At 38.4% G+C, this 18952-nt stretch carries 18 protein-coding genes and 1 riboswitch; of the genes, 8 read left to right on the top strand and 10 right to left on the bottom strand.

Annotated elements, in window-relative coordinates; all coding sequences use genetic code 11:
• Nucleotides 1-257: 257 nt before the first annotated feature.
• Nucleotides 258-454, bottom strand: a riboswitch (cobalamin riboswitch).
• A 105-nt stretch (nucleotides 455-559) separates the two neighbouring features.
• The gene (cobC, locus tag LMF89_RS11840) at nucleotides 560-1171 is read right to left on the bottom strand and encodes an alpha-ribazole phosphatase (protein WP_229535256.1); all 612 of its coding nucleotides are present in this window, start codon (nucleotides 1169-1171) and stop codon (nucleotides 560-562) included.
• Nucleotides 1172-1189: 18 nt separating this feature from the next.
• Nucleotides 1190-1948 carry an adenosylcobinamide-GDP ribazoletransferase gene (gene cobS, locus LMF89_RS11835; RefSeq protein WP_229535255.1) on the bottom strand — a complete coding sequence of 253 codons (759 nt, stop codon included), beginning with the start codon at nucleotides 1946-1948 and terminating at the stop codon, nucleotides 1190-1192.
• A gap of 301 nt (nucleotides 1949-2249) precedes the next feature.
• Between cobS and LMF89_RS11830 the strand changes: the two genes are divergently transcribed.
• The 8 genes from LMF89_RS11830 (at nucleotide 2250) to LMF89_RS11795 (ending at nucleotide 8705) form a co-directional block, all read left to right on the top strand.
• Nucleotides 2250-3410 carry an iron-containing alcohol dehydrogenase gene (locus tag LMF89_RS11830; RefSeq protein ID WP_229535254.1) on the top strand — a complete coding sequence of 387 codons (1161 nt, stop codon included), beginning with the start codon at nucleotides 2250-2252 and terminating at the stop codon, nucleotides 3408-3410.
• 309 nt (nucleotides 3411-3719) lie between these two features.
• Entirely contained in the window at nucleotides 3720-4022 is a 303-nt protein-coding gene (locus LMF89_RS11825) for a EutN/CcmL family microcompartment protein (protein ID WP_007933542.1), read from the top strand.
• Between the two features lie 12 nt (nucleotides 4023-4034).
• Nucleotides 4035-4985 (top strand): magnesium transporter CorA family protein, encoded by a 951-nt coding sequence (locus LMF89_RS11820; RefSeq protein ID WP_229535253.1) that lies wholly within the window; start codon nucleotides 4035-4037, stop codon nucleotides 4983-4985.
• Between the two features lie 80 nt (nucleotides 4986-5065).
• Nucleotides 5066-5635: a DJ-1/PfpI family protein gene (locus LMF89_RS11815; protein WP_229535252.1), complete on the top strand. Its 570-nt coding sequence runs from the start codon at nucleotides 5066-5068 to the stop codon at nucleotides 5633-5635.
• A 322-nt stretch (nucleotides 5636-5957) separates the two neighbouring features.
• Entirely contained in the window at nucleotides 5958-6227 is a 270-nt protein-coding gene (locus LMF89_RS11810; protein WP_229535251.1) for an amino acid permease, read from the top strand.
• A gap of 111 nt (nucleotides 6228-6338) precedes the next feature.
• Nucleotides 6339-7409, top strand: a complete 1071-nt coding sequence (locus tag LMF89_RS11805) for an APC family permease (RefSeq protein ID WP_229535250.1) — start codon at nucleotides 6339-6341, stop codon at nucleotides 7407-7409.
• Nucleotides 7410-7559: 150 nt separating this feature from the next.
• Nucleotides 7560-8294, top strand: a complete 735-nt coding sequence (locus LMF89_RS11800; protein WP_229535249.1) for an MBL fold metallo-hydrolase — start codon at nucleotides 7560-7562, stop codon at nucleotides 8292-8294.
• A 222-nt stretch (nucleotides 8295-8516) separates the two neighbouring features.
• A complete protein-coding gene (locus LMF89_RS11795; protein ID WP_007933564.1) occupies nucleotides 8517-8705 on the top strand; it encodes a hypothetical protein in 189 nt (62 codons plus the stop codon).
• A gap of 323 nt (nucleotides 8706-9028) precedes the next feature.
• Here the strand turns inward: LMF89_RS11795 and LMF89_RS11790 are convergent, their stop codons facing one another.
• The 8 genes from LMF89_RS11790 to LMF89_RS11755 all read right to left on the bottom strand — a co-directional run bounded on the left by LMF89_RS11790 (nucleotide 9029) and on the right by LMF89_RS11755 (nucleotide 18554).
• Nucleotides 9029-10099: a 2-hydroxyacid dehydrogenase gene (locus LMF89_RS11790; RefSeq protein ID WP_229535248.1), complete on the bottom strand. Its 1071-nt coding sequence runs from the start codon at nucleotides 10097-10099 to the stop codon at nucleotides 9029-9031.
• Complete coding sequence (locus tag LMF89_RS11785; RefSeq protein WP_304622602.1) at nucleotides 10096-10791, bottom strand: L-ribulose-5-phosphate 4-epimerase; 696 nt, start codon at nucleotides 10789-10791, stop codon at nucleotides 10096-10098. Before LMF89_RS11785 ends, LMF89_RS11790 begins: the two co-directional genes overlap by 4 nt.
• A 65-nt stretch (nucleotides 10792-10856) precedes the next feature.
• Complete coding sequence (locus tag LMF89_RS11780; RefSeq protein WP_229535247.1) at nucleotides 10857-12212, bottom strand: sn-glycerol-1-phosphate dehydrogenase; 1356 nt, start codon at nucleotides 12210-12212, stop codon at nucleotides 10857-10859.
• A gap of 304 nt (nucleotides 12213-12516) precedes the next feature.
• Nucleotides 12517-13317, bottom strand: a complete 801-nt coding sequence (locus LMF89_RS11775) for an HAD-IIA family hydrolase (protein ID WP_229535246.1) — start codon at nucleotides 13315-13317, stop codon at nucleotides 12517-12519.
• 27 nt (nucleotides 13318-13344) lie between these two features.
• Entirely contained in the window at nucleotides 13345-14766 is a 1422-nt protein-coding gene (locus tag LMF89_RS11770; RefSeq protein ID WP_007958431.1) for a PTS galactitol transporter subunit IIC, read from the bottom strand.
• A 29-nt stretch (nucleotides 14767-14795) separates the two neighbouring features.
• Nucleotides 14796-15104, bottom strand: a complete 309-nt coding sequence (locus LMF89_RS11765; RefSeq protein WP_007940120.1) for a PTS sugar transporter subunit IIB — start codon at nucleotides 15102-15104, stop codon at nucleotides 14796-14798.
• 44 nt (nucleotides 15105-15148) lie between these two features.
• Nucleotides 15149-15598, bottom strand: a complete 450-nt coding sequence (locus tag LMF89_RS11760) for a PTS sugar transporter subunit IIA (RefSeq protein WP_229535245.1) — start codon at nucleotides 15596-15598, stop codon at nucleotides 15149-15151.
• Between the two features lie 73 nt (nucleotides 15599-15671).
• On the bottom strand, nucleotides 15672-18554 hold the full coding sequence (locus tag LMF89_RS11755; RefSeq protein ID WP_229535244.1) for a sigma 54-interacting transcriptional regulator: 2883 nt from the start codon (nucleotides 18552-18554) through the stop codon (nucleotides 15672-15674).
• Nucleotides 18555-18952 lie beyond the last annotated feature (398 nt).

The following is an 18952-nucleotide window of genomic DNA, read 5'->3' as shown; positions in this document are numbered from 1 at the left end:
CAGAGTTAAGGCATATTGTTCAAATCTTCTAGGGGGCTAAAAAGGAACCACAAAGGCGCAAAGGACACAAAGGGCATCAGCGGCATTGTGCCTTTGTGGTTCGAAAATCTCATCTTTTTCGCACCTAAAACTTCTACTCTTTATGTTCAACATTTCCTCATGATTGCTGATATTAAAACACAAAAATACCTAGCCCAAAAGGCTAGGTATTTTATATAAAAATCCCATCCTTCTGGCATTACCCCTTACGCGAGGGTAGATGACAGCCATAACAGGCAGGTCTCCTGACTTACGGATCTTTAAAACTCCTGCGCCTTCCTGGTTTCCCAGTGGCATTTGCAGGACTTTCTCCCCGATTACAGTGGCGCGACCGCGTCGTTTAAGGAATATACTTCCCTTCCGAACTTCCCTATTCTCCTCTAGTTAAAGAGGCACCTGTTTGGTGGCAATTTATTCTGTTATCACAATAGTACTACAGTTTATCTCATTCTCCTATCTACTATTTGTAGATGAGCAATATAATCAAGTAGTTAGTTAAAAAAATCCCATTTAACCTAAATCAAATATCTTTGACGTGCCAAGTGTCATTCACTAACGATACTACTGCCCGATTATCAATATACTCAATTATATTGATTGCCGAACTATCCTGGCGCATTGACCACATTTTATCTAAACCGATTCCCAATGCAGCACAAAGCAGCACTCTCATCGTTCCGCCATGGGAAACAAGCACAATGTTCTGCTCTTGATGCTTTGCAATACACTCTTGCAGTGAGCGAGTTACACGCTGTTTAACAACCTGAAAGCTTTCCCCTTGAGGCGGACCGATTTCACTTGGCTTAGAATACATCACAGTTAAGATCTCTGACCAATCTGCCATAATCTCTTGATACGTAAGTCCTTCCCAAATGCCAAAATTAATTTCGCGAAATTCCGGCTTAGTTATAACGGGCAATCCATGATACTCGGCAATAGCCTCAGCAGTCTGCTGTGCTCGCAGTAAATCGCTGCTATAGATTGCGCTTATTTTTTCATTCGCTAAGCGTTTTGCTACTAAATTTCCTTGTCTTATTCCTCTTTCATTTAATGAAATATCGCTATGTCCTTGATATTTCCCCTCTTGATTCCAAGAAGTCTGACCGTGGCGCACAAAAATTACCCTAGTCAAAGAATCACCTTCTTTCTGCTATGAATAGATAATGAATACCAACAAGGTAACAATTTCCGTCAGTTCAATCGTAGCTCCATATACATCTCCTGTTAAACCACCAAGACGTTTACTGACATACTCAGAAAGAAGAAACGCAAAACCAATACCGATTACTCCACTAACTATTACAACTTTACCCAAAGGAATTAGTAGTAACGCTGCTAATACTCCTGCTACATAGAGGGTATACTTATGAGAAGATTGATAAAATGCCTTTCCTAGCCCTTCCGCCCTGGCATAAGGATAGAAAGTAATCGGAATGACAACGGCCGTCCGCCCTACAATCGGCATAATTAAGATAGCTAAAGGTAACAACCTAGGGTCCATATCCATAAGCAAAGAATATTTTACAAAGATTAACAGACAAAACGACATGGCACCAAAGGCACCGACTCTGCTGTCTTTCATAATCTCTAACATTCTTTCACGAGGTTTTCCTGAAAAAACACCATCAATGGTATCCATTAACCCATCACAGTGTAAGCCCCCAGTCAATATGATTTCAACCAAAATCAATCCAATTGCCAGAAGGTGTACCGGTAAATTTACTCCCCAAAATCCTTGCGCTCCATACACAATCCCAGCTAATAGTAAACCAATAATCCCACCAATAAGAGGAAAATATTTAACACTCTGACTGAAGCTATCTGGCGACCATTGGGTTTGTGCTTTGATTGGAATTCGTGTCAAAAATTGAAACCCAGTGATAAAATCGCCAATCACATTTCCAAACAAACTTTTTGCCTCCCTCGTACCTTGCTGCACTTTCCATAATTTTAATCATTCCGTAACGTAAAGTTCCTTTCCTTCTTACATTTAGACATTTAGCAATTTTTTTTCGTAATATGTTAATAAAATTTCATAATCTGATTTACTCTTACAACTAGCAAAGTAAAATCACATATAGGTTCTCCCTTGTTATCTTGTATTGATTTATTGCTCAATCACCAAAACTGACCATAATAACCCTTGCTGAAATAAAATAGCAATGTTATGGTTATTTAACTACGCTGATATAAGGAGGTTAACAAAAAACATGAACAAAAAAGTCATTGAATATTTTATGACACCTATAAGCATTTTAGGCGTTGGCTGCTTGGATCAAATCGTAAACTATATAAAGCCTATGGCATTTCGCAAGGCTCTTATTGTAAGCGATAAAATACTAGTAGAAATGAAATTAATTGATAAATTAACAGATGTCTTAAAAAGTGCGGGTGTATTTTACATCATCCATGATGATGTTTCCCCTAATCCAACAATCCCGCAAGTGGATTATGGCTTAAAATTATTTCAGGATAATGGTTGTGATTTTCTGATTTCCTTTGGCGGAGGTTCACCTCATGACTGCGCTAAAGCCATTGCCTTACTCGCAACCAATGGAGGGGAGATTAAAAACTATGTAGGACTTAATAAATCCAAGAAGACCTCCGCTCCTTTAATTGCCATCAATACGACTGCCGGTACTGGCAGCGAATTGACTCGTTTTTGTGTAATTACAGATGAAAAAAATCACATTAAAATGACCATTACGGATTGGCATGTAACGCCGATTATCGCCGTAAATGATGCAGAACTGATGTTAGGAATGCCACCCGGTCTTACTGCCGCTACAGGAATGGATGCATTGACTCATGCGATTGAAGCCTATGTATCTACAAATGCCACCCCTGTCACAGATTGTAAAGCTCTAAAAGCCATTGAATTGATTGCGGGTTTCCTTAAAGCTTCCTTTTTAAATGGCAGTGATATACATGCAAGAGAAATGATGGTTTATGCCGAATATTTGGCTGGAATTGCCTTTAATAATGCCAGCTTAGGTTATGTACATGCTCTAGCACACCAACTAGGCGGAATGTATAACTTGCCCCATGGTTTAGCCAACTCTATCATGCTGCCTTATGTTGTCGACTATAATCGACATGCTGTCCCTCATCACTATGCTGCCATTGCCCGTGCTTTAGGTAAGGATACTAAAGATCTAGCTGACGAATCTGCGGCTTTGCTGGCAGTAACAGCAATTAAAGAACTAACTCAGGATCTTAAGATCCCTAAGACCCTTTCTGAAGTAAGGGGATTTAATGAAAAAGATATTCCAACTCTTGCTGCAAACGCTCTCAAAGACATTTGCTGCGTAACCAATCCTCGCCAAGGTCCTCAGGAGGAAATTGAAGGTATCCTCAGATCAGCCATCTAAGGAAAATACTCGCCTCCCTTTAAAAATATAAAACATAATTGAACCACAGAGGCGCAGAGAACACAGAGAAAAGATAGATAGGGTAAAAAAAGTACTCTCCTCTGTGCTCTCTGCTGTTCAGCGTTCTCCTTAAAAAACTCATACTTGTAAAAATATCATTTCCAATGTAATCCCTTTTATGTTCATAATTGCAAAACAATAATATTCCATGGTGACACAAAATAATACAAAGGGAATTGTAATCTTTTATCCAATAAAGACAATAGATAAGGAAAAGACTAAATCGAAAAAGGACTGGGAGGAAATTTTATGTGGCTTGGCAAAGTGGTAGGAACAGTTGTAGCCCCGACCAAAAATGAAAGTTTAATTGGTAATAAGTTGTTAGTGGTTCAACCCTTAAATTTAGACGGAATGAACACCATCAGCCTGCAAGTTGCAGTAGATACTGTAGGAGCAGGCAATAGCGATACAGTGTTAGTATCTACTGGAAGCTCTGCACGACGGGTAATGAACAACGACAATAGTGCAGTTGACGCAGCCATTGTCGGAATTGTAGAAAATATCGATTTAGAAGGTATTTCTAAAGCACAATATTGGGTGCAAAAAGGCTAATAGGAGAAGAATATGCTGACAACCTACAAAACATTGCAAGACAAACTCCAGGAAGTTCCATGGGACCCTTCTGAAAGAGGAGTTTGGATAAAACTCATTGACCCAACAGCAGAAGAAATCTTACAACTGTCAGCTGCAGCTCAAATTCCCGAATACTTTTTTCGCTTTGCAATTGATGAAGATGACTGTCCTCGGATCATCGTGGGACAGAACTGTATTCTTGCTATTATTCACGTACCTCTTTCTCGCGGTGAGGATCGTTATGAAACCTCTCCTCTTAGTATTATACTAACCCCACATACAACTATCACCATATGTAATGATTTGGTGCAGATACTCCCTGAGCATAACGATAGTAGCCGATTCTTATTCGATACAGCTAAGAGAACTCACTTCTTCTTTCAAATCTTATATCATGCAGATACGGTATTTTTAAAGTACATACGCAAAATCCGCAGGCGGACCGATGAGATTGAACTTAGCCTGCGTAAATCTACAACGAACGAAGAAGTATTTCAGCTCCTTGATTTGGAAAAAGGGCTCACCTATTTTACCGCTGCCCTGCGTGGCAATGTAATTGTGGCTGAGACGATACTTCGTATGCGTTCGAACCCTCAAATGCGCCATTTGCTGCAAATGCACGAAGAGGATGAAGATGTCTTAGAAAGTGTTATTATTGAAAATAAACGGGCATTGGAACTCGTGCGGACATATAGTGAAATTCTAAGCAGTATGATGGATGCCTTTTCTTCTGTTATCAATAACAATCTAAATCATATTATGAAATTCTTGGCTTCCGCAACGATCTTAGTCTCTATTCCAACGATGATTTCAAGCTTTTGGAGTATGACCCTGCCTGTACCTGGAGATGATACAACGATAGGTTTTTGGCTCGTTTTACTTCTTGCCCTTACTACAAGCTGCTGCGCTGGTCTTTATCTTAGAAAAAAAGGAATATTTTAATCAGAACGGAATGATGTATGCAGGAAAGATAGCTTATGATCTAGAACGTCTGTGGTAATCAAAAAGGAGGTTTTACAATCATGACAAAAAAGATCTTATTGTTAACGGGTGACTGTGCAGAAGACTATGAAGTGAAAGTACCTCAACAGGCATTAATGATGCTAGGCTATCAAGTGGATGTCGCCGCTCCAAACAAAAAAGCTGGTGATACATTACAGCTAGTCGTGCATGATTTTGTTAATCTAGATACCTATATCGAATTAACCGGTCATCGTATCCCTGTAGATATAGCAGCTGCTGATGTAAATCCCGATGATTATGTAGGTCTCGTCATTCCAGGCGGACGGGCACCTGAATATATTAGAATGTATGATGAAAGCATTACCATTGTTCAAGCATTTTTCACAGCAGATAAACCTGTTGCCGCTGTTTGCCATGGTACGCAGCTCCTCGCTGCTGCTGATGTATTATCTAATCGCAATGTTACCTCTTACCCTGCATGCTCAGCAGAATGCCGTCTGGCCGGAGCCACTTGGCAAGATCAGCCTGTTGTCACCTGCGGCAAATTAGTCACCGCTCAAGCATGGCCTAATCATCCTGCTTGGCTCAAAGCTTTTGTTGACTTGTTAGGTGCTCAGATTACAATTTAATTCAGTAGAAGGTATCAGTAGTAGTATGCTGATACCTTTATTTTTTAAATATCTCATATTTTTATCCATTAAAATACGTCCATATATAGGACGTATTTTCCATCTACAGTGTACTATTAGTGAATTTATTACCTTAATCTAATCTTTTTGGAATCTATATTTGTTATAATTGTTTTACTATAAAAAACTTGAGTTTCCTTCCACAGGCTCAAATAATTCCAACGCAATCAGTCCTAAATTTAAGACTGATTGCCTCCTTTCTAAAAGAATGATAGAATTAATTGTCTTCTCAGAGAAGACAATTCGTAGGAGAGATTTATATATGACCCAAGATGATGCAAAAAAACTCCGATGGTATAATCTTGCACTTATGGTTTTTGTCATGGTTTGGGGTTTTGGCAATGTGGTTAATAACTATGCCAACCAAGGACTCACAGTTATTGTTTCGTGGATACTCATTATTTCATTTTACTTTGTTCCTTACGTACTCATGGTAGGAGAAATGGGTTCGACATTTCAAGAAGGTAAGGCAGGCGTTAGTACCTGGGTTGCTTCTACTATGGGACCATTGCTTGCCTATTTAGCTGGCTGAACTTATTGGGTAGTACATGTTCCCTATCTTGCCCAAAAGCCACAGCAAATTTTAATTGCCTTAGGCTGGAGTGTATATCAAAACGGAACTTTTATTAAAACATTCACTCCCATGGTATTACAGCTTACAACATTGGTTTTATTCCTCTTTTTTATGTGGATTGCATCTCGAGGTATTACATCCTTAAAACGCATAGGCATGGTTGCTGGCACTTCAACGCTAATCATGTCATTTATGTATGTACTCTTAATGCTGGCAGCCCCTTCTCTTAGAGGAGTTCCCATAGCAACCACAGATTTAAGCTTACATACCTTTATCCCCAATTTTGACTTTACCTACTTTACCACTATCTCCATGCTGGTTTTTGCAGTAGGCGGATGTGAAAAGATCTCGCCTTATGTAAAAAACACTTTCAATGCAAGTAAAGAATTCCCTAGAGCCATGATTATTTTAGCAGTTTTAGTTGCCCTCTCGGCACTTTTAGGTTCACTTGCCATGGGCATGATGTTTGATTCTAATAATATTCCAAAAGACTTAAAAATGAATGGTCCATATTATGCTTTCAAACTATTAAGAGAATATTATGGCGTTGGCAACTTATTCCTTGTTTTATATGCAATTACAAACTTTCTTACCCATACCTCTGCATTGATATTTTCAATTGATGCACCACTTAAAGTATTGTTAGCAGAAACCGATTCCAAATACATTCCTAATGTCTTAAGCAAAACCAATAAGTATGGTGCACCAATTAATGGCTATAAAATGACGGCGGTATTAGTCGGTATCATTATTATCATTCCCGCACTGGGAATTGGTAATATGAATGATCTCTATAACTGGTTACTCGATTTAAACTCTATCGTAATGCCGCTTCGCTATCTATGGGTATTCGCAGCATATATAGCAGTTCGTCGCCTTATCGGTCAATTTTCTTCCGATTATACCTTTTTGAAAAATTCTTTCTTAGCAAGGGCGATTGGCTTATGGTGTTTCCTCTTTACCGCCTTCGCCTGTATCATGGGTATGTTCCCGAAAGGCGTGCAGCTTTATACCTCACAATGGTATTTCCAATTGTTCCTTAATTTATTGACACCTTTTGTCCTTTTAGGCTTAGGGCTCATACTGCCTTCAATCGCTAAATGGAGTAATCGGAAAGATACTAAGACAATTTCAAACTAAAAATGAAGAGCTGTTATGATATTTTCGTAACAGCTTCTTCATTTCTAAAATAACAGGACTAATGCTATAATGATTTTAAAAGCAGATGAATACTCTTGTAATGACTTTTAAAACGGTTATCGTAATAAAAAATACTATGAGGTGAATAAAATGAATCCTTCGAAAGCAAAAATTACTTACTTATTCCATAGCGGCTATGCTGTGGAAACTGCAAATCATTTTATTATTTTCGATTATTATCAGCCTTTTTCCGGTAATAAACGTAGTATCGCTGATGGAGTGATTACCAGCGAATTTCTAAAGAACAAAAAAAATGTAATGGTGTTTTCTTCTCATGCCCATGCTGATCACTTTGATCCAACTATACTAAAATGGGGAAAAGACAACCCTAATATTCATTACATACTCAGCAGTGATATACAGGTTAAGAGTGATAGCCTACACTTCCATATTGTTTCTGCATATGAAGAATTGACAGTTGATAACATCGTCATTGAAACCTTTGGCTCCACAGACCAAGGCATATCCTTTCTCATACAGGCAGATGGTATATCCATTTTCCACGCAGGAGATTTGAACTGGTGGCATTGGTCGGGAGAGGCAAAAGACGAGCGAAAATATGCCGAGAAAATCTTTAAAGCGGAAATGGAAAAAATAGAGGGTAAAAAAGTAGATGTTGCGTTCTTCCCTGTAGACCGTCGTCTAGAAGAAGCCTATTCTATGGGTGCAGAATATTTTGCTGCGAAAGTCAATCCCAAATTATTACTGCCTATGCATTTCGGCAAGGATTACGGTGCCAGTAAAGCTTTTGCTCAAAAAGCTAAAATACTAGGAATCACTACAACCGAAATTAGTCACAAAGGGCAAGAAATCATTTTTTCATAAGATAAAGAAGACTTGATTCAGATGGGTTTTAACTCCACCTGAATCTTAGTCGCACTTATCCAGGGACTTAGCTGCTCTTAACTCCCACTTATTGGAGATGGGAGTTTTAGAGCGGTTTAGTCATCGGATAAATAGTTCTCTTATTACGTGGCACACTATTCATAATGAAGACTAATTTTTTTCAGGTAAACACGTAATCATCAAGGAGGTATATTATTTATTATGAAAAAAAGTAAGCCTGCCTATGCTCCCAATAAAAGAGGTTTTTTCGAACAAAAGCCTAGATTTATGAAATCCTACTCTCAAAAGGATTACACATTATTGCCCGATCCAGTAAGAGATCCCATTGTATCAAACAACATTTCCAATGTAGAATTTGATTATACTTATGACCGTGGAGAACAAATATAAACTTCAGAATGCTATGAGTTTAGAGGGGCGAAGAATGATTTCTTCGCCCCCTTATTTTTTTAAAATAATATCAATCTGTCATTGCGAGCAGGGCAAAGCAATCCCCTGCTGGAGATTGCTTCACTCTGTTCGCAATGACAAAAGGAAACCTCAAGTTTTTCTTATAAGTATAGAACGTACAAGTTTTGTAAGGGAAACACATAAGATTTTACGAACCACAAAGGCACAATGCCGCTAACGCGGCACACAAAGGGGAACACAAAAAGATCACTAAAACCCTTTGCGTCTTTGCGGTTCAAAAGGCTTTATTACATCTACTTTCTTCAAGGCATCCAGCCCCTCCAATTGATACGATTATAATTTACTATCATATCTTTTTTTCCATGATCTAAGAACGCAATCATCTCGTTCACTAATAACTTGGGGGCCTTAGGTATGGCATCGATGGTATCTCCTGCTATGTGGGAGGTCAACGTTACATTTTCCAGCTTTAAAAGGGGATGATCCTCGGGGATGGGCTCCTGCCAGAAGACATCTAATGCTGCACCTGCAATCTTCTTTTCTTGCAGGACCTTGATAATAGCATCTTCATCTAAAATTCCAGCCCGTGCTGTATTAATCAGGTAAGCACTTGGCTTCATGAGAGAAAGCAATTTTAGATTTACCAATCTTTCCGTTTCATCTGTTAATCGAATATGTAATGATACAATATCCGCTTCTTGAAACAATTCCTTGAGAGAAACTAAGTCAATCTGAATGCCTTCTTGCTCCAACTGATCTTTCGTAATGTAAGGGTCGTGAGCAATCACCTGAATCCCCAAATTGCTCATTTTTTTTGCAACTAACTTTCCAATAGCACCTAATCCTAATAGACCAATCTTCTTTTCTAAAAGAACAGTAGTAAATGCACTATTTGGAAAGGTTTTGAGCCATAGTCCTTTCTTGATAGCTTCATGACTCCGTGTTATGTTTCTGCATTCATTTAAGATTAGACCAAGGGTAAACTCTGCTACTGGCTCTGCATTTCGAATGACGTGAACCACAGGAATATTTCTCTTTGTTGCCGCTTCTACATCAATATGCTCTACCCCGCCCCGGCATGTAGCAATCAGTTGTAATTGCTTTGCATTGTCCAATGTCTCTTCTGACAATGGGGCAAAGTGGCCTAGAAAAATTTCTGCCCTTTCTAATTCTTTCATAATGGGCTCAGATAACGCCCTCGCCCGGGAACCATTTTTCTCTAAATCAAAAATGATTTTCTGAAATTCTTTTTTGGTTGTTACTTCCCAATCAAATTTTACAATCTCTTTATCAATGCCTGGAAATAGTCTTTTTGCTTGTTCTTCCATATAGTCAGCACTTACTAAGGTATCTCCTACTACTACGATTTTCATATTGCGCCTTGCCCATAATAGGCGTTTTTTCCATGCTTTCTTAAAAAATGCTTATCAAGCAGCACCTGATCAATCTCCTCAATTTCTTTATTTAAAGCACAAGTATGAAGAGCCATTTTAGCGAGCTCCTCTAATACTACGCTATGATAAACAGCTTCATGAGCGTCTTTCCCCCAGGAAAATGGGCCATGGTTCGCTACTAAAATTCCCGGAACATGAACAGGAACTCTTCCCTTCATAGTCTCTACAATAACGTGTCCGGTTTCATCTTCATAGCGTCCTTCGACTTCCGCTGATTTTAATTTACGAGTACATGGGACCTCACCATAAAAATAATCTGCATGAGTCGTACCAAATGTTGGAATGCCTCTGCCGGCTTGGGACCAAATCGTAGCATAGGTAGAATGGGTATGAACAATGCCTCCAATACCAGAAAATTCCCGATATAGCACTAAATGAGTGGGAGTATCAGATGAAGGCCGAAGCCCCCCTTCCACTTGGTTCCCTGCCAAATCCACTACTACCATATCCTTGGGTTCTAATTTCTCATACTCAACACCGCTGGGTTTAATGACAACCAATCCACTTTCCTTGTCAAAGCCGCTTGCATTACCCCAAGTATATAAGACGAGTCCTCTTTTTTGCAGTTCTAAATTGGCTTCCCATACTTGCACTTTAAGTTCCTCCAGCAAATGACAACCTCTCCTTTCACTTTTAGAATAAAGATCTCTCCACAGTAGGATTTATCTTCAAAAGATTATAAATAGTACCTGGCAGTAATCATTTCTGCTACTTCTTCTAAAAGTCCTAAATCATCCAGCATTTGCATCACACCGAACCGCTGACGAATTTCTTTTGCCGTAATCAAACTTAAACGGAAGGATTCTCTATCAAGCTTAAGATCCAAAGGACCCAGATGTGATCCTGCATCTTCCATCATTTTACGGTAAGAAGATGGTGATGGCATTTTTAAGAAAACATGTTCTTTCATCTGCTCCCATTTTTCCACAATATGCTGGGCAGCTTCTTCGCGAGCCGCTTCATTAAAGTTCACATAGGGTTCCTTCTGTTTAATAATCTGAGGCGCAACATTACCAAATAATTGCTTTATATGGCTTTCCCATTTCTCCCGCGTAAACGATCTGAACTTCCCGTCCGCATATACTTTATGTATATCCAGCTGTAATAAAAATTGATATACATGAAGGATAATCTCCGTTCCGATCCCTACTTGATTGCCATGTAAGTGAGTTTCCTGCCCTCGAATGAGACCTAACATCTCCCAGGTATGGGATAAAAGATGTTCTTCGCCTGAAGCTGGACGAGAACTTCCGGTCATACCAATACACATGCCCGATAAAATTAAACCTTCAATGATACTGCGAATGGACTCTGGTGACCTTGTCATAATACCAGGAGCACTGGAAACGCACTGTTCAACAGCCTTTTCTACTAACTGGGCTGTAGTCTCGCAGTAATATTCATTATGAAGAATATTGGCTAATTTCCAATCTGCCAGAGCGCTGTATTTCCCTACAATATCGCCAAGCCCTGCATGAATCATATGAAATGGTGCCTCTTTCATAATGCTAAGATCGGCAATAATGGAATATGGATACACTGCATTATAGGTAACCTTAACGCCTTTGGTAATCATCGGTGACACCATAGAAGCATACCCATCCATAGAAGGCGCAGTACACACTACAATATAGGGAACTTTTGTTTCAAAACTGACATAGCGGGTAATATCATTCAGCGTTCCCGAACCGACAACGACAATTCCTGTTATATCTGAATTCATGGCTGATCGCAGCTGCTCTACTGAAGTTTCATCCGGATGGAGATGAGGATTGGAGAAAATCAGTTTTTCCAGTTGGAAGGTCTTGCTAAGGATCTTTTCAACATCTCTTCCTCCCGCCTCGTAAGTATTACAATCGGCAACCAATAGCAATGTCCCTTTTGGAAAGGATTGCAAAGAATCGACAATATCCGTAAGGATGTGATTACCAATGCGAACATCGTTAATATCAATACTATGAGTTTTTCCGCAGGAACACACAAATTCCAAACCTGCCAACTCTTGCGGATTTTTCTGCAATAATTCATTCATATCACGAACCACCCCGTATTCTTATTTATATAACTTGTTACTTGTATAAAAGACTGCTGCAAGGAGCTCACTGGTGCTTCTTGCAGCACCTCTTTTACATTTTACACCAACTAGTACATTGCATCACCTAAAACAATGGTAATTTTGCAGTCTTTTTCCGCCCTGCTTCGTTGTCGTCACCTTACAGATTCCCGATCTGAGCGGCTCCTCCGCCTCGCTGGTCGAAAAAATCCTTGCAAACTCTTCCAATGCTTTAAATGACGCAATGTACTGGGATTCAATTGGACTCCATTATTTTTACAATTTAACATACTTCTTGTAAGGCATTCTTTACTTCTTTAAGTGAGTCAAAGATCAGGGTTGGCTGTATGTTAGATCTCTGTAAATCTTCTAACTTCGTTTCTCCGGACAATACAAGAATGGTAATCGCATCATTGCCTTGACCGATAGCGATATCCGTATACAATCGATCTCCTACAAAAGCAATCTCCTCTGCCTTAAATCCAGTTTTATTTAAAATATACTGCAAAGTGTGAATGGACGGTTTGCCAAAATACTCTGGTTTTACTCCCGTAGAGGCCGTAATCATCGCACAAATTGACCCGCAGTCCGGAATAAAACCATTTTCAATCGGGCAATTAAAATCCGGATGTACCCCTAGAAAAACCGCGCCATTTCTAATAAATTTGCAAGCTTTCGAGACATTCTCATAGGCTAAGGATGTATCAAAACCAACCACTACAACATCAGGATCATCTTCTACTACATTAATATCAGCGTAAATAAAATCACTCTTTAAATATTCATTACCTAGGACAAAGACTTTTTTATCCTGCATTGTATTTTGTATATGACTGATGATGACTTGATTGGAAATCAACATCATGTCATCTTTTGCATCATACCCCATATTTCTTATCTTCTTCACATAAAATTTTGCATTTTTAGATGAGTTATTGGTAAAGAACTTGAACTGTATATTTTTTTCTCCTAAGATTTCTAAAAAATCCATTGAACCATCCAACACTTTTTTTCCTAAGTAAACAGTTCCATCTAAATCAAGAATAAAGCACTTTATCTGTTTTAATACCTGTAAGTTATCCACCCTGTATCTCCTCTCTGCCTTTATGTATTATGCAGTTATTTCTGATTTTGCCTCTTCTGCCGTATTTTTCAGGGCATTTTGATCCAAATAATCATACACAGCTTCTTTGTTCTTTCTGAACAAGACGTACAAGACCAGATAGACTGCTACTGCAATACCAATCAATATTGGGGATTGACTGAGGAAAGCTAAAAAGACTAAGCCCATCAAAGGTTTTCCTAAGATATTAAAGCTAGTAATCAATAAAGCACCTACTGGTAAATGAACGCCTACTGATGCACAAATATCAGTGAACATGGGCGCTGTATAGGTACACATATACAAACCAGCACTAAACCATATGGTACCAGTAATCAGTACTTTAAAGATATTGCCGTTTACCAGGGGCACAATCCCTTGTACCATGAAAGGCAATGCTAACAAATCAACGACGGGCAGTACCTGATTTCCTGGTAAGGCAAGAGCCATGAAGACCATAATGGGAATGAGAATGATACCGGAAATTAACGTCGCAGGTTCACCATAACCAGTAGCATCATTTACACCAAGATACCATTTACGTGACTTACTGCCATTCTTAACGGACTTCTTAGCAGCATCGGTTATTGGCAGAAAGGCTTGGGCAAATAAGCCTGCAACACGAGGAAAGATCGCCATGATCGCACTTGTAGCAATCCCCATTGTCGCAACTTGCCCCCATGCAGCCAATGTACCTAAGGCTTTGAAATTCCCCATAATGCCGATAAAGATGCCCAGCAATAACCCTAGGGAAACAGGCTCACCAAAAAAACCTAATTTTTTTTGCAGTTCTTCAGGGCTCAATTTAATTTTATTCAAACCAAAAGCGTTTAATATCGGATCAAAGGCTACTGTAAACAGTGCCGCCTCAATATTATGCATAGCAATAATTGTACAATTGGGGTATTTATAATAGGTTGACCAGCGTTTGGCGATGAGCTCTGCGATGAGCAGACTATACATATTCAATAAAATCATACATCCTAATGATAGGATCATATTTTTAGTTACCATATAAATCATCGAACCCCATACCATATAGGAGTAGTTATTCCATAAGTCACCAGGCTGAAATACATCGGTCCATCTGGTGAGAAACAGTACCGTCTGTACTAATAATCCAACTCCTAAGAAAATCATGCCCGCTTCGGTAGAGTAAGCTACCAATGCGGTAGCCTGCCAGCCTACATCAAATACAGGAAGTTGAATCCCCGTATTTTCTACCATGCTTTTGACTACGGGTGTAATAATCGGTGTAAATGCATTCAGTAGAAGTGTAAACCCTTCTAACCCAACTCCAGCATATAAGGCAGAGAAGAAAGCTTTTTTATTATTCACTTTTAATATTTTGGAAATAATAAAAATGATAACTGGAACAAATACAGGCGATCCAAAGGTCTGAAAAACTTCTTTTAAGGTTTCAAAAAACACATTGATTTCCCCCTTTTACTTTATTTATTTTATGATTTACTTTCTATTTCTTTGATGACACGCATAACCTCATCCAAAAATTCATCTTCACCAAAGCCAGTCAAAAAACCGACTGCATCAATGGTAGGAACAGGATAGTTGCCCTTTGGCAGCGGACTTGTGTGGGTAATAAAATCATAATTACCACCTTCGGATAATTGCAGTGCTTCCGTTGGCTTTGCCTCTGTCGCCGTAATTTTGATCCCTTGTTCCTCCATTGCTTCCTTTAGCTTCTCAGCGATCATTGATGAAGTAACTGTACCAGAACCGCACACTGATAGTACATTAAACTTTCTCATTTCATTACTCCCTTCTAACTCTTACTTTATTTCATTGCCTTGGCCTATTGGTCCAGGCAACTTAATAACTCTGAAATCTCTTCTTTGGAGCCGGCATCACGAACTTTGATCAGCAGCTCTTTATTCTGAAAAACAGACATTAGATTCTTTAATAATTGAATTTGTAAGTTGGGATCTTTCACAGCTAATAAAAATACAACTTCTACATTTAATTCTTCTTCTGGATTTACCATCGAATGAAATACAGATGGTTTTTTCAGCGTTGTTATGGCAATATTCGATTGATTCACATGACCCGAATCCGTATGAGGAATCGCTACACAAAAATCACCTATGGGAAGTCCTGTAGGAAGATTTCTTTCCCTTTCCAGTACCGCTTCAATATAACTATCCTTCACATAGCCTTTCGATAACATCAAGGCTCCTAAGTTTTGAATAATCTCATTTGAAGTTTCTGCTTCCATATGTAATACAACTAAATCCAAATCCAGCATAATGTATAACCACTCCTTAAATTAAATATCTATATGTTTTTACAAAAATCAGAAAGCATACCACTTTTTCCTTTTATTCTTTCATTTTTTCATAAAGCATTTCTTTAAATTGATTCATATCCCTTATCTCTTTCCAGTTCTCTATAAAATCCAGATTCAAAAAAGGTTTTAAAAAACTCTTCACAATTTTTTTATCATTAATTTTAAACGCAGGTAAGCATACAACATTTACATAACCTCTTCCCCACTGAATGGGATCTTTTAATTTAGCAACCACAATCGCCGATTTCATAACGCTATGGGAGTCACCATGAGGAACAGCAATTCCCCCTTTTAAAAAAGTAGGTGACATCTCTTCACGCTGCACGACAGATTCCAAAAATTCTTTTTTTACATAGCCTTTATTAATCAGTAATAAGCACATCACTTCAATTAACTCTTTTTGGGAACTCATATCAGATTCAAAAACAAGTAAATCTTCTTTCGGAAAATCCACCCATGCATTTGTTTTTTCGGCATTTAAAAATACATCAAACTCTCTAATACCACTATCGAACAAGTAGGGTTCATATACAACAAAGTTGATTCCTTCAATCTCCGGATTAATGGTCCCGATAATCGCCAGTACTTTATATTTCTCTTGAAGCTCTCTTATTTTCTCTTTTAAATGCTCATCCATAATGCCCATTTGGAACACGGTAACATTGGCATATTTCCTTTCAATCGCCTGTCTAATGTGCTGGGCTGTCCCTTCACCAGTAAGACACAAGGCAATTAACGCCATTGGTTTGCTGGTTTCTTCTATGATCAATAAAGGATAGTTATAGCGTGTCTTCACTAAGCTAGAATAGATTTGGGTCAAATTATTTTCAGGGATGGATGCCTTGCGCACCGCTTCTATTACCGTAAGCAAATCTACCCGGTCTAGAGTCTTGGTCGGTATCGCCAGCTTTTCGGTAACCATCTTACCGATGTCGACAAGGGAACCCATGTCCACTAAAAACAAGATCCCTCTTCCCTCATCCACAATTCTTGAAATCCCAATAATTTTTTCATAGATTACAGACGGACTTTCATCTAGAGGCATATCAATAGCGATGGGAAAATTCACATTCAGTAATGCTCTAACTACGTTGATAATTTCCGTCGCAATACGCCCATGTGATACTACGATAACGCCTACCCTATTTTGAGGCAGTTTATTTTGAAGAGCTGCTTTAATATACATGGCAATAAAGCCAATTTCATCTTCTGGTATTTCTACCTTCTTCAATTCCTGCAGCCAGGCAGCAACTTGAATGGCGATTTCATATTCTTTAATAAAACCTTTTTTTATTTTTGCTAAATTGATGTTTATAATTTGCTGTTTCAATCGGACTCTTTTGATGGTCTCATTCAGATGAATGGCTAAGTAAATAAAGATATTTTCATTAATGTCATTATGCATATGCTCATTTAGTAATAGCAGCCTTACTTTTTTCACCAAATCAATAATGTCTTTGTCCACTATATTTACTAATTCATTTAGGGAGAAGTATTTGTGATTGCTCGTAGATTTGGGTTCAAGATTGCTAAATTTATTGATAATAAAAGTCCATAATATTTCCTCTACTTCCGAAAAATCGATATGCAGTTTGGTCAATTCATAATACTTCTTCTCAATCTGTCGATAGAAATCTTCCGGAAGCAGGCTTTCGCCATCTTGATTTCGTTTCATTACATTCACATGATTCTTGACGAAGGGGATAAACAACATATCCTGTATATAATTTCTGATTTCTAAAATATTAATATCTTCTAAAATAAAATCATGCTGAATGCTGTTGGTTTCTAATATATCCTCATACCCGATGCTGATAATGTCTTGATCCTTTCCTATATTTTTCATAAAGGCTCTAGCGCAAACCACTTGGATTGTACTTTTTAATTGACCGATGTTACCGCTAAATCGCTTTAATGTTAAAATTTCGATTACTTTCGACTGCACAAAGATTTTCACATTAATCCGATTGCATTCCTGTTGGAAAAACTCATAGATAATCTCAACTTTTTCAATGAAGACGCGTTCATGCAGAGACGGAATGGCAATGATCATGGGTATACGTCTTCTGAAACTTAGCAGTAAGCTTGATTCCAAATTTTCTGTAGTAGCACCAATAAATATGATTTTTACTTTTCTTTCGTCTCTGGTTTCACCTAATCTTCTGAATTGCCCCCGGTCTAATATTGAGAAAAGAATTTCTTGACCTTTCGGCGGCAGCCTATGTATTTCATCTAAAAATAAAATACCGTTATTGGCATGCTCCACCAGCCCCTCCGTATCATTATCAGCACCAGTAAAAGCACCCTTTTTGTAACCATATAATAGCGACAATAAAAGCTGGGGATTATCGCTGTAATCAGCACAGTTAAAAACGATAAAAGGTACGTTATCGCCTATGATTTGCTGCTGCTTTGCAAAATGATACATACATTCAGCAAATTGTGTTTTCCCAACGCCGCTTTCCCCGATAATCAGCGTAGACAGCCCAAAGGGAGGATATAATATTGCCGATTTTGATTGTGTAATACTTTGTTCCAAGCTGCCATCATGACCCACCAAATTTGAAAAAGGATCTTGCAATACGTGGGTCTCCTCTTGTACTTGAAACTCACCGCTATTTACTTCACTGAAGAAGTCTTCTACTACATGTCTGGATATATCAAAACCAGACTCCATTAGCCTCTTCGTAAGTTCAGCAATGTTTAACTTCCCATTTTCCGCTATGATTCTTTCCATCGCTTTTTTCAAATGAGGTCGACGCCGTTCTCTTGAATTGCCAATCCCTAACTCTTTGCGCAAAATAGTAATTTGTTCCCTTGTAGTAGATAGCATTTTCCCTAATTTTGCATCTGTAAATGGTTCCTTTCCATTTTCCGTTTTTATAATACTTAGTATCTTTTCCTTTACATCCATTACAAAACCCCTCTTCTGCTTATATAATACGCAAGTCCCGTGCCATACAAAAAATAATTTTTCACATCCCTGCAATCAGCATTTTCCCTGAACTGAAATGATTTTTCACCTTTTTCTGAAAATTTCATACATAGTATCATAGTAAAATCAGTAAATGTATACGAAAAGGCTGTACATTCCTAAATTTTTCTCTGTGCTCTCGGTGCATCTCTGTGTCCTCTGCGTTTACCGTTTCCTAAAAAACTTATACTTTCTAGATTATTAATGAAATCGATATAAATCCCCATATAATGGTTAATCAACTATCCCAACCACATTATATAACGATTCCCATGAGTCAAAAAGATTGTATGATCGAAATAAAAAAACACTTCTCCACGTTCTCTGTGGGATCTCTG

This window comes from Pelosinus baikalensis, from assembly GCF_020819555.1.
In the GTDB taxonomy this organism is placed as follows: Bacteria; Bacillota; Negativicutes; order DSM-13327; family DSM-13327; genus Pelosinus; species Pelosinus baikalensis.
Note: the sequence above shows the minus strand (reverse complement) of the source record. Positions and strands in the feature narration are given on the sequence as shown.

Excerpts from the sequence above, each read along its gene's own strand:
- LMF89_RS11805 (WP_229535250.1), top strand. The coding sequence starts at position 6,339 with ATGGTATTACAGCTTACAACATTGGTTTTATTCCTCTTTTTTATGTGG.
- LMF89_RS11800 (WP_229535249.1), top strand. The coding sequence starts at position 7,560 with ATGAATCCTTCGAAAGCAAAAATTACTTACTTATTCCATAGCGGCTAT.
- LMF89_RS11830 (WP_229535254.1), top strand. The coding sequence starts at position 2,250 with ATGAACAAAAAAGTCATTGAATATTTTATGACACCTATAAGCATTTTA.
- LMF89_RS11755 (WP_229535244.1), bottom strand. The coding sequence starts at position 18,554 with ATGGATGTAAAGGAAAAGATACTAAGTATTATAAAAACGGAAAATGGA.
- LMF89_RS11815 (WP_229535252.1), top strand. The coding sequence starts at position 5,066 with ATGACAAAAAAGATCTTATTGTTAACGGGTGACTGTGCAGAAGACTAT.
- LMF89_RS11790 (WP_229535248.1), bottom strand. The coding sequence starts at position 10,099 with ATGAAAATCGTAGTAGTAGGAGATACCTTAGTAAGTGCTGACTATATG.
- LMF89_RS11810 (WP_229535251.1), top strand. The coding sequence starts at position 5,958 with ATGACCCAAGATGATGCAAAAAAACTCCGATGGTATAATCTTGCACTT.
- LMF89_RS11760 (WP_229535245.1), bottom strand. The coding sequence starts at position 15,598 with ATGCTGGATTTGGATTTAGTTGTATTACATATGGAAGCAGAAACTTCA.
- LMF89_RS11795 (WP_007933564.1), top strand. The coding sequence starts at position 8,517 with ATGAAAAAAAGTAAGCCTGCCTATGCTCCCAATAAAAGAGGTTTTTTC.
- LMF89_RS11780 (WP_229535247.1), bottom strand. The coding sequence starts at position 12,212 with ATGAATGAATTATTGCAGAAAAATCCGCAAGAGTTGGCAGGTTTGGAA.
- LMF89_RS11765 (WP_007940120.1), bottom strand. The coding sequence starts at position 15,104 with ATGAGAAAGTTTAATGTACTATCAGTGTGCGGTTCTGGTACAGTTACT.
- LMF89_RS11825 (WP_007933542.1), top strand. The coding sequence starts at position 3,720 with ATGTGGCTTGGCAAAGTGGTAGGAACAGTTGTAGCCCCGACCAAAAAT.
- LMF89_RS11820 (WP_229535253.1), top strand. The coding sequence starts at position 4,035 with ATGCTGACAACCTACAAAACATTGCAAGACAAACTCCAGGAAGTTCCA.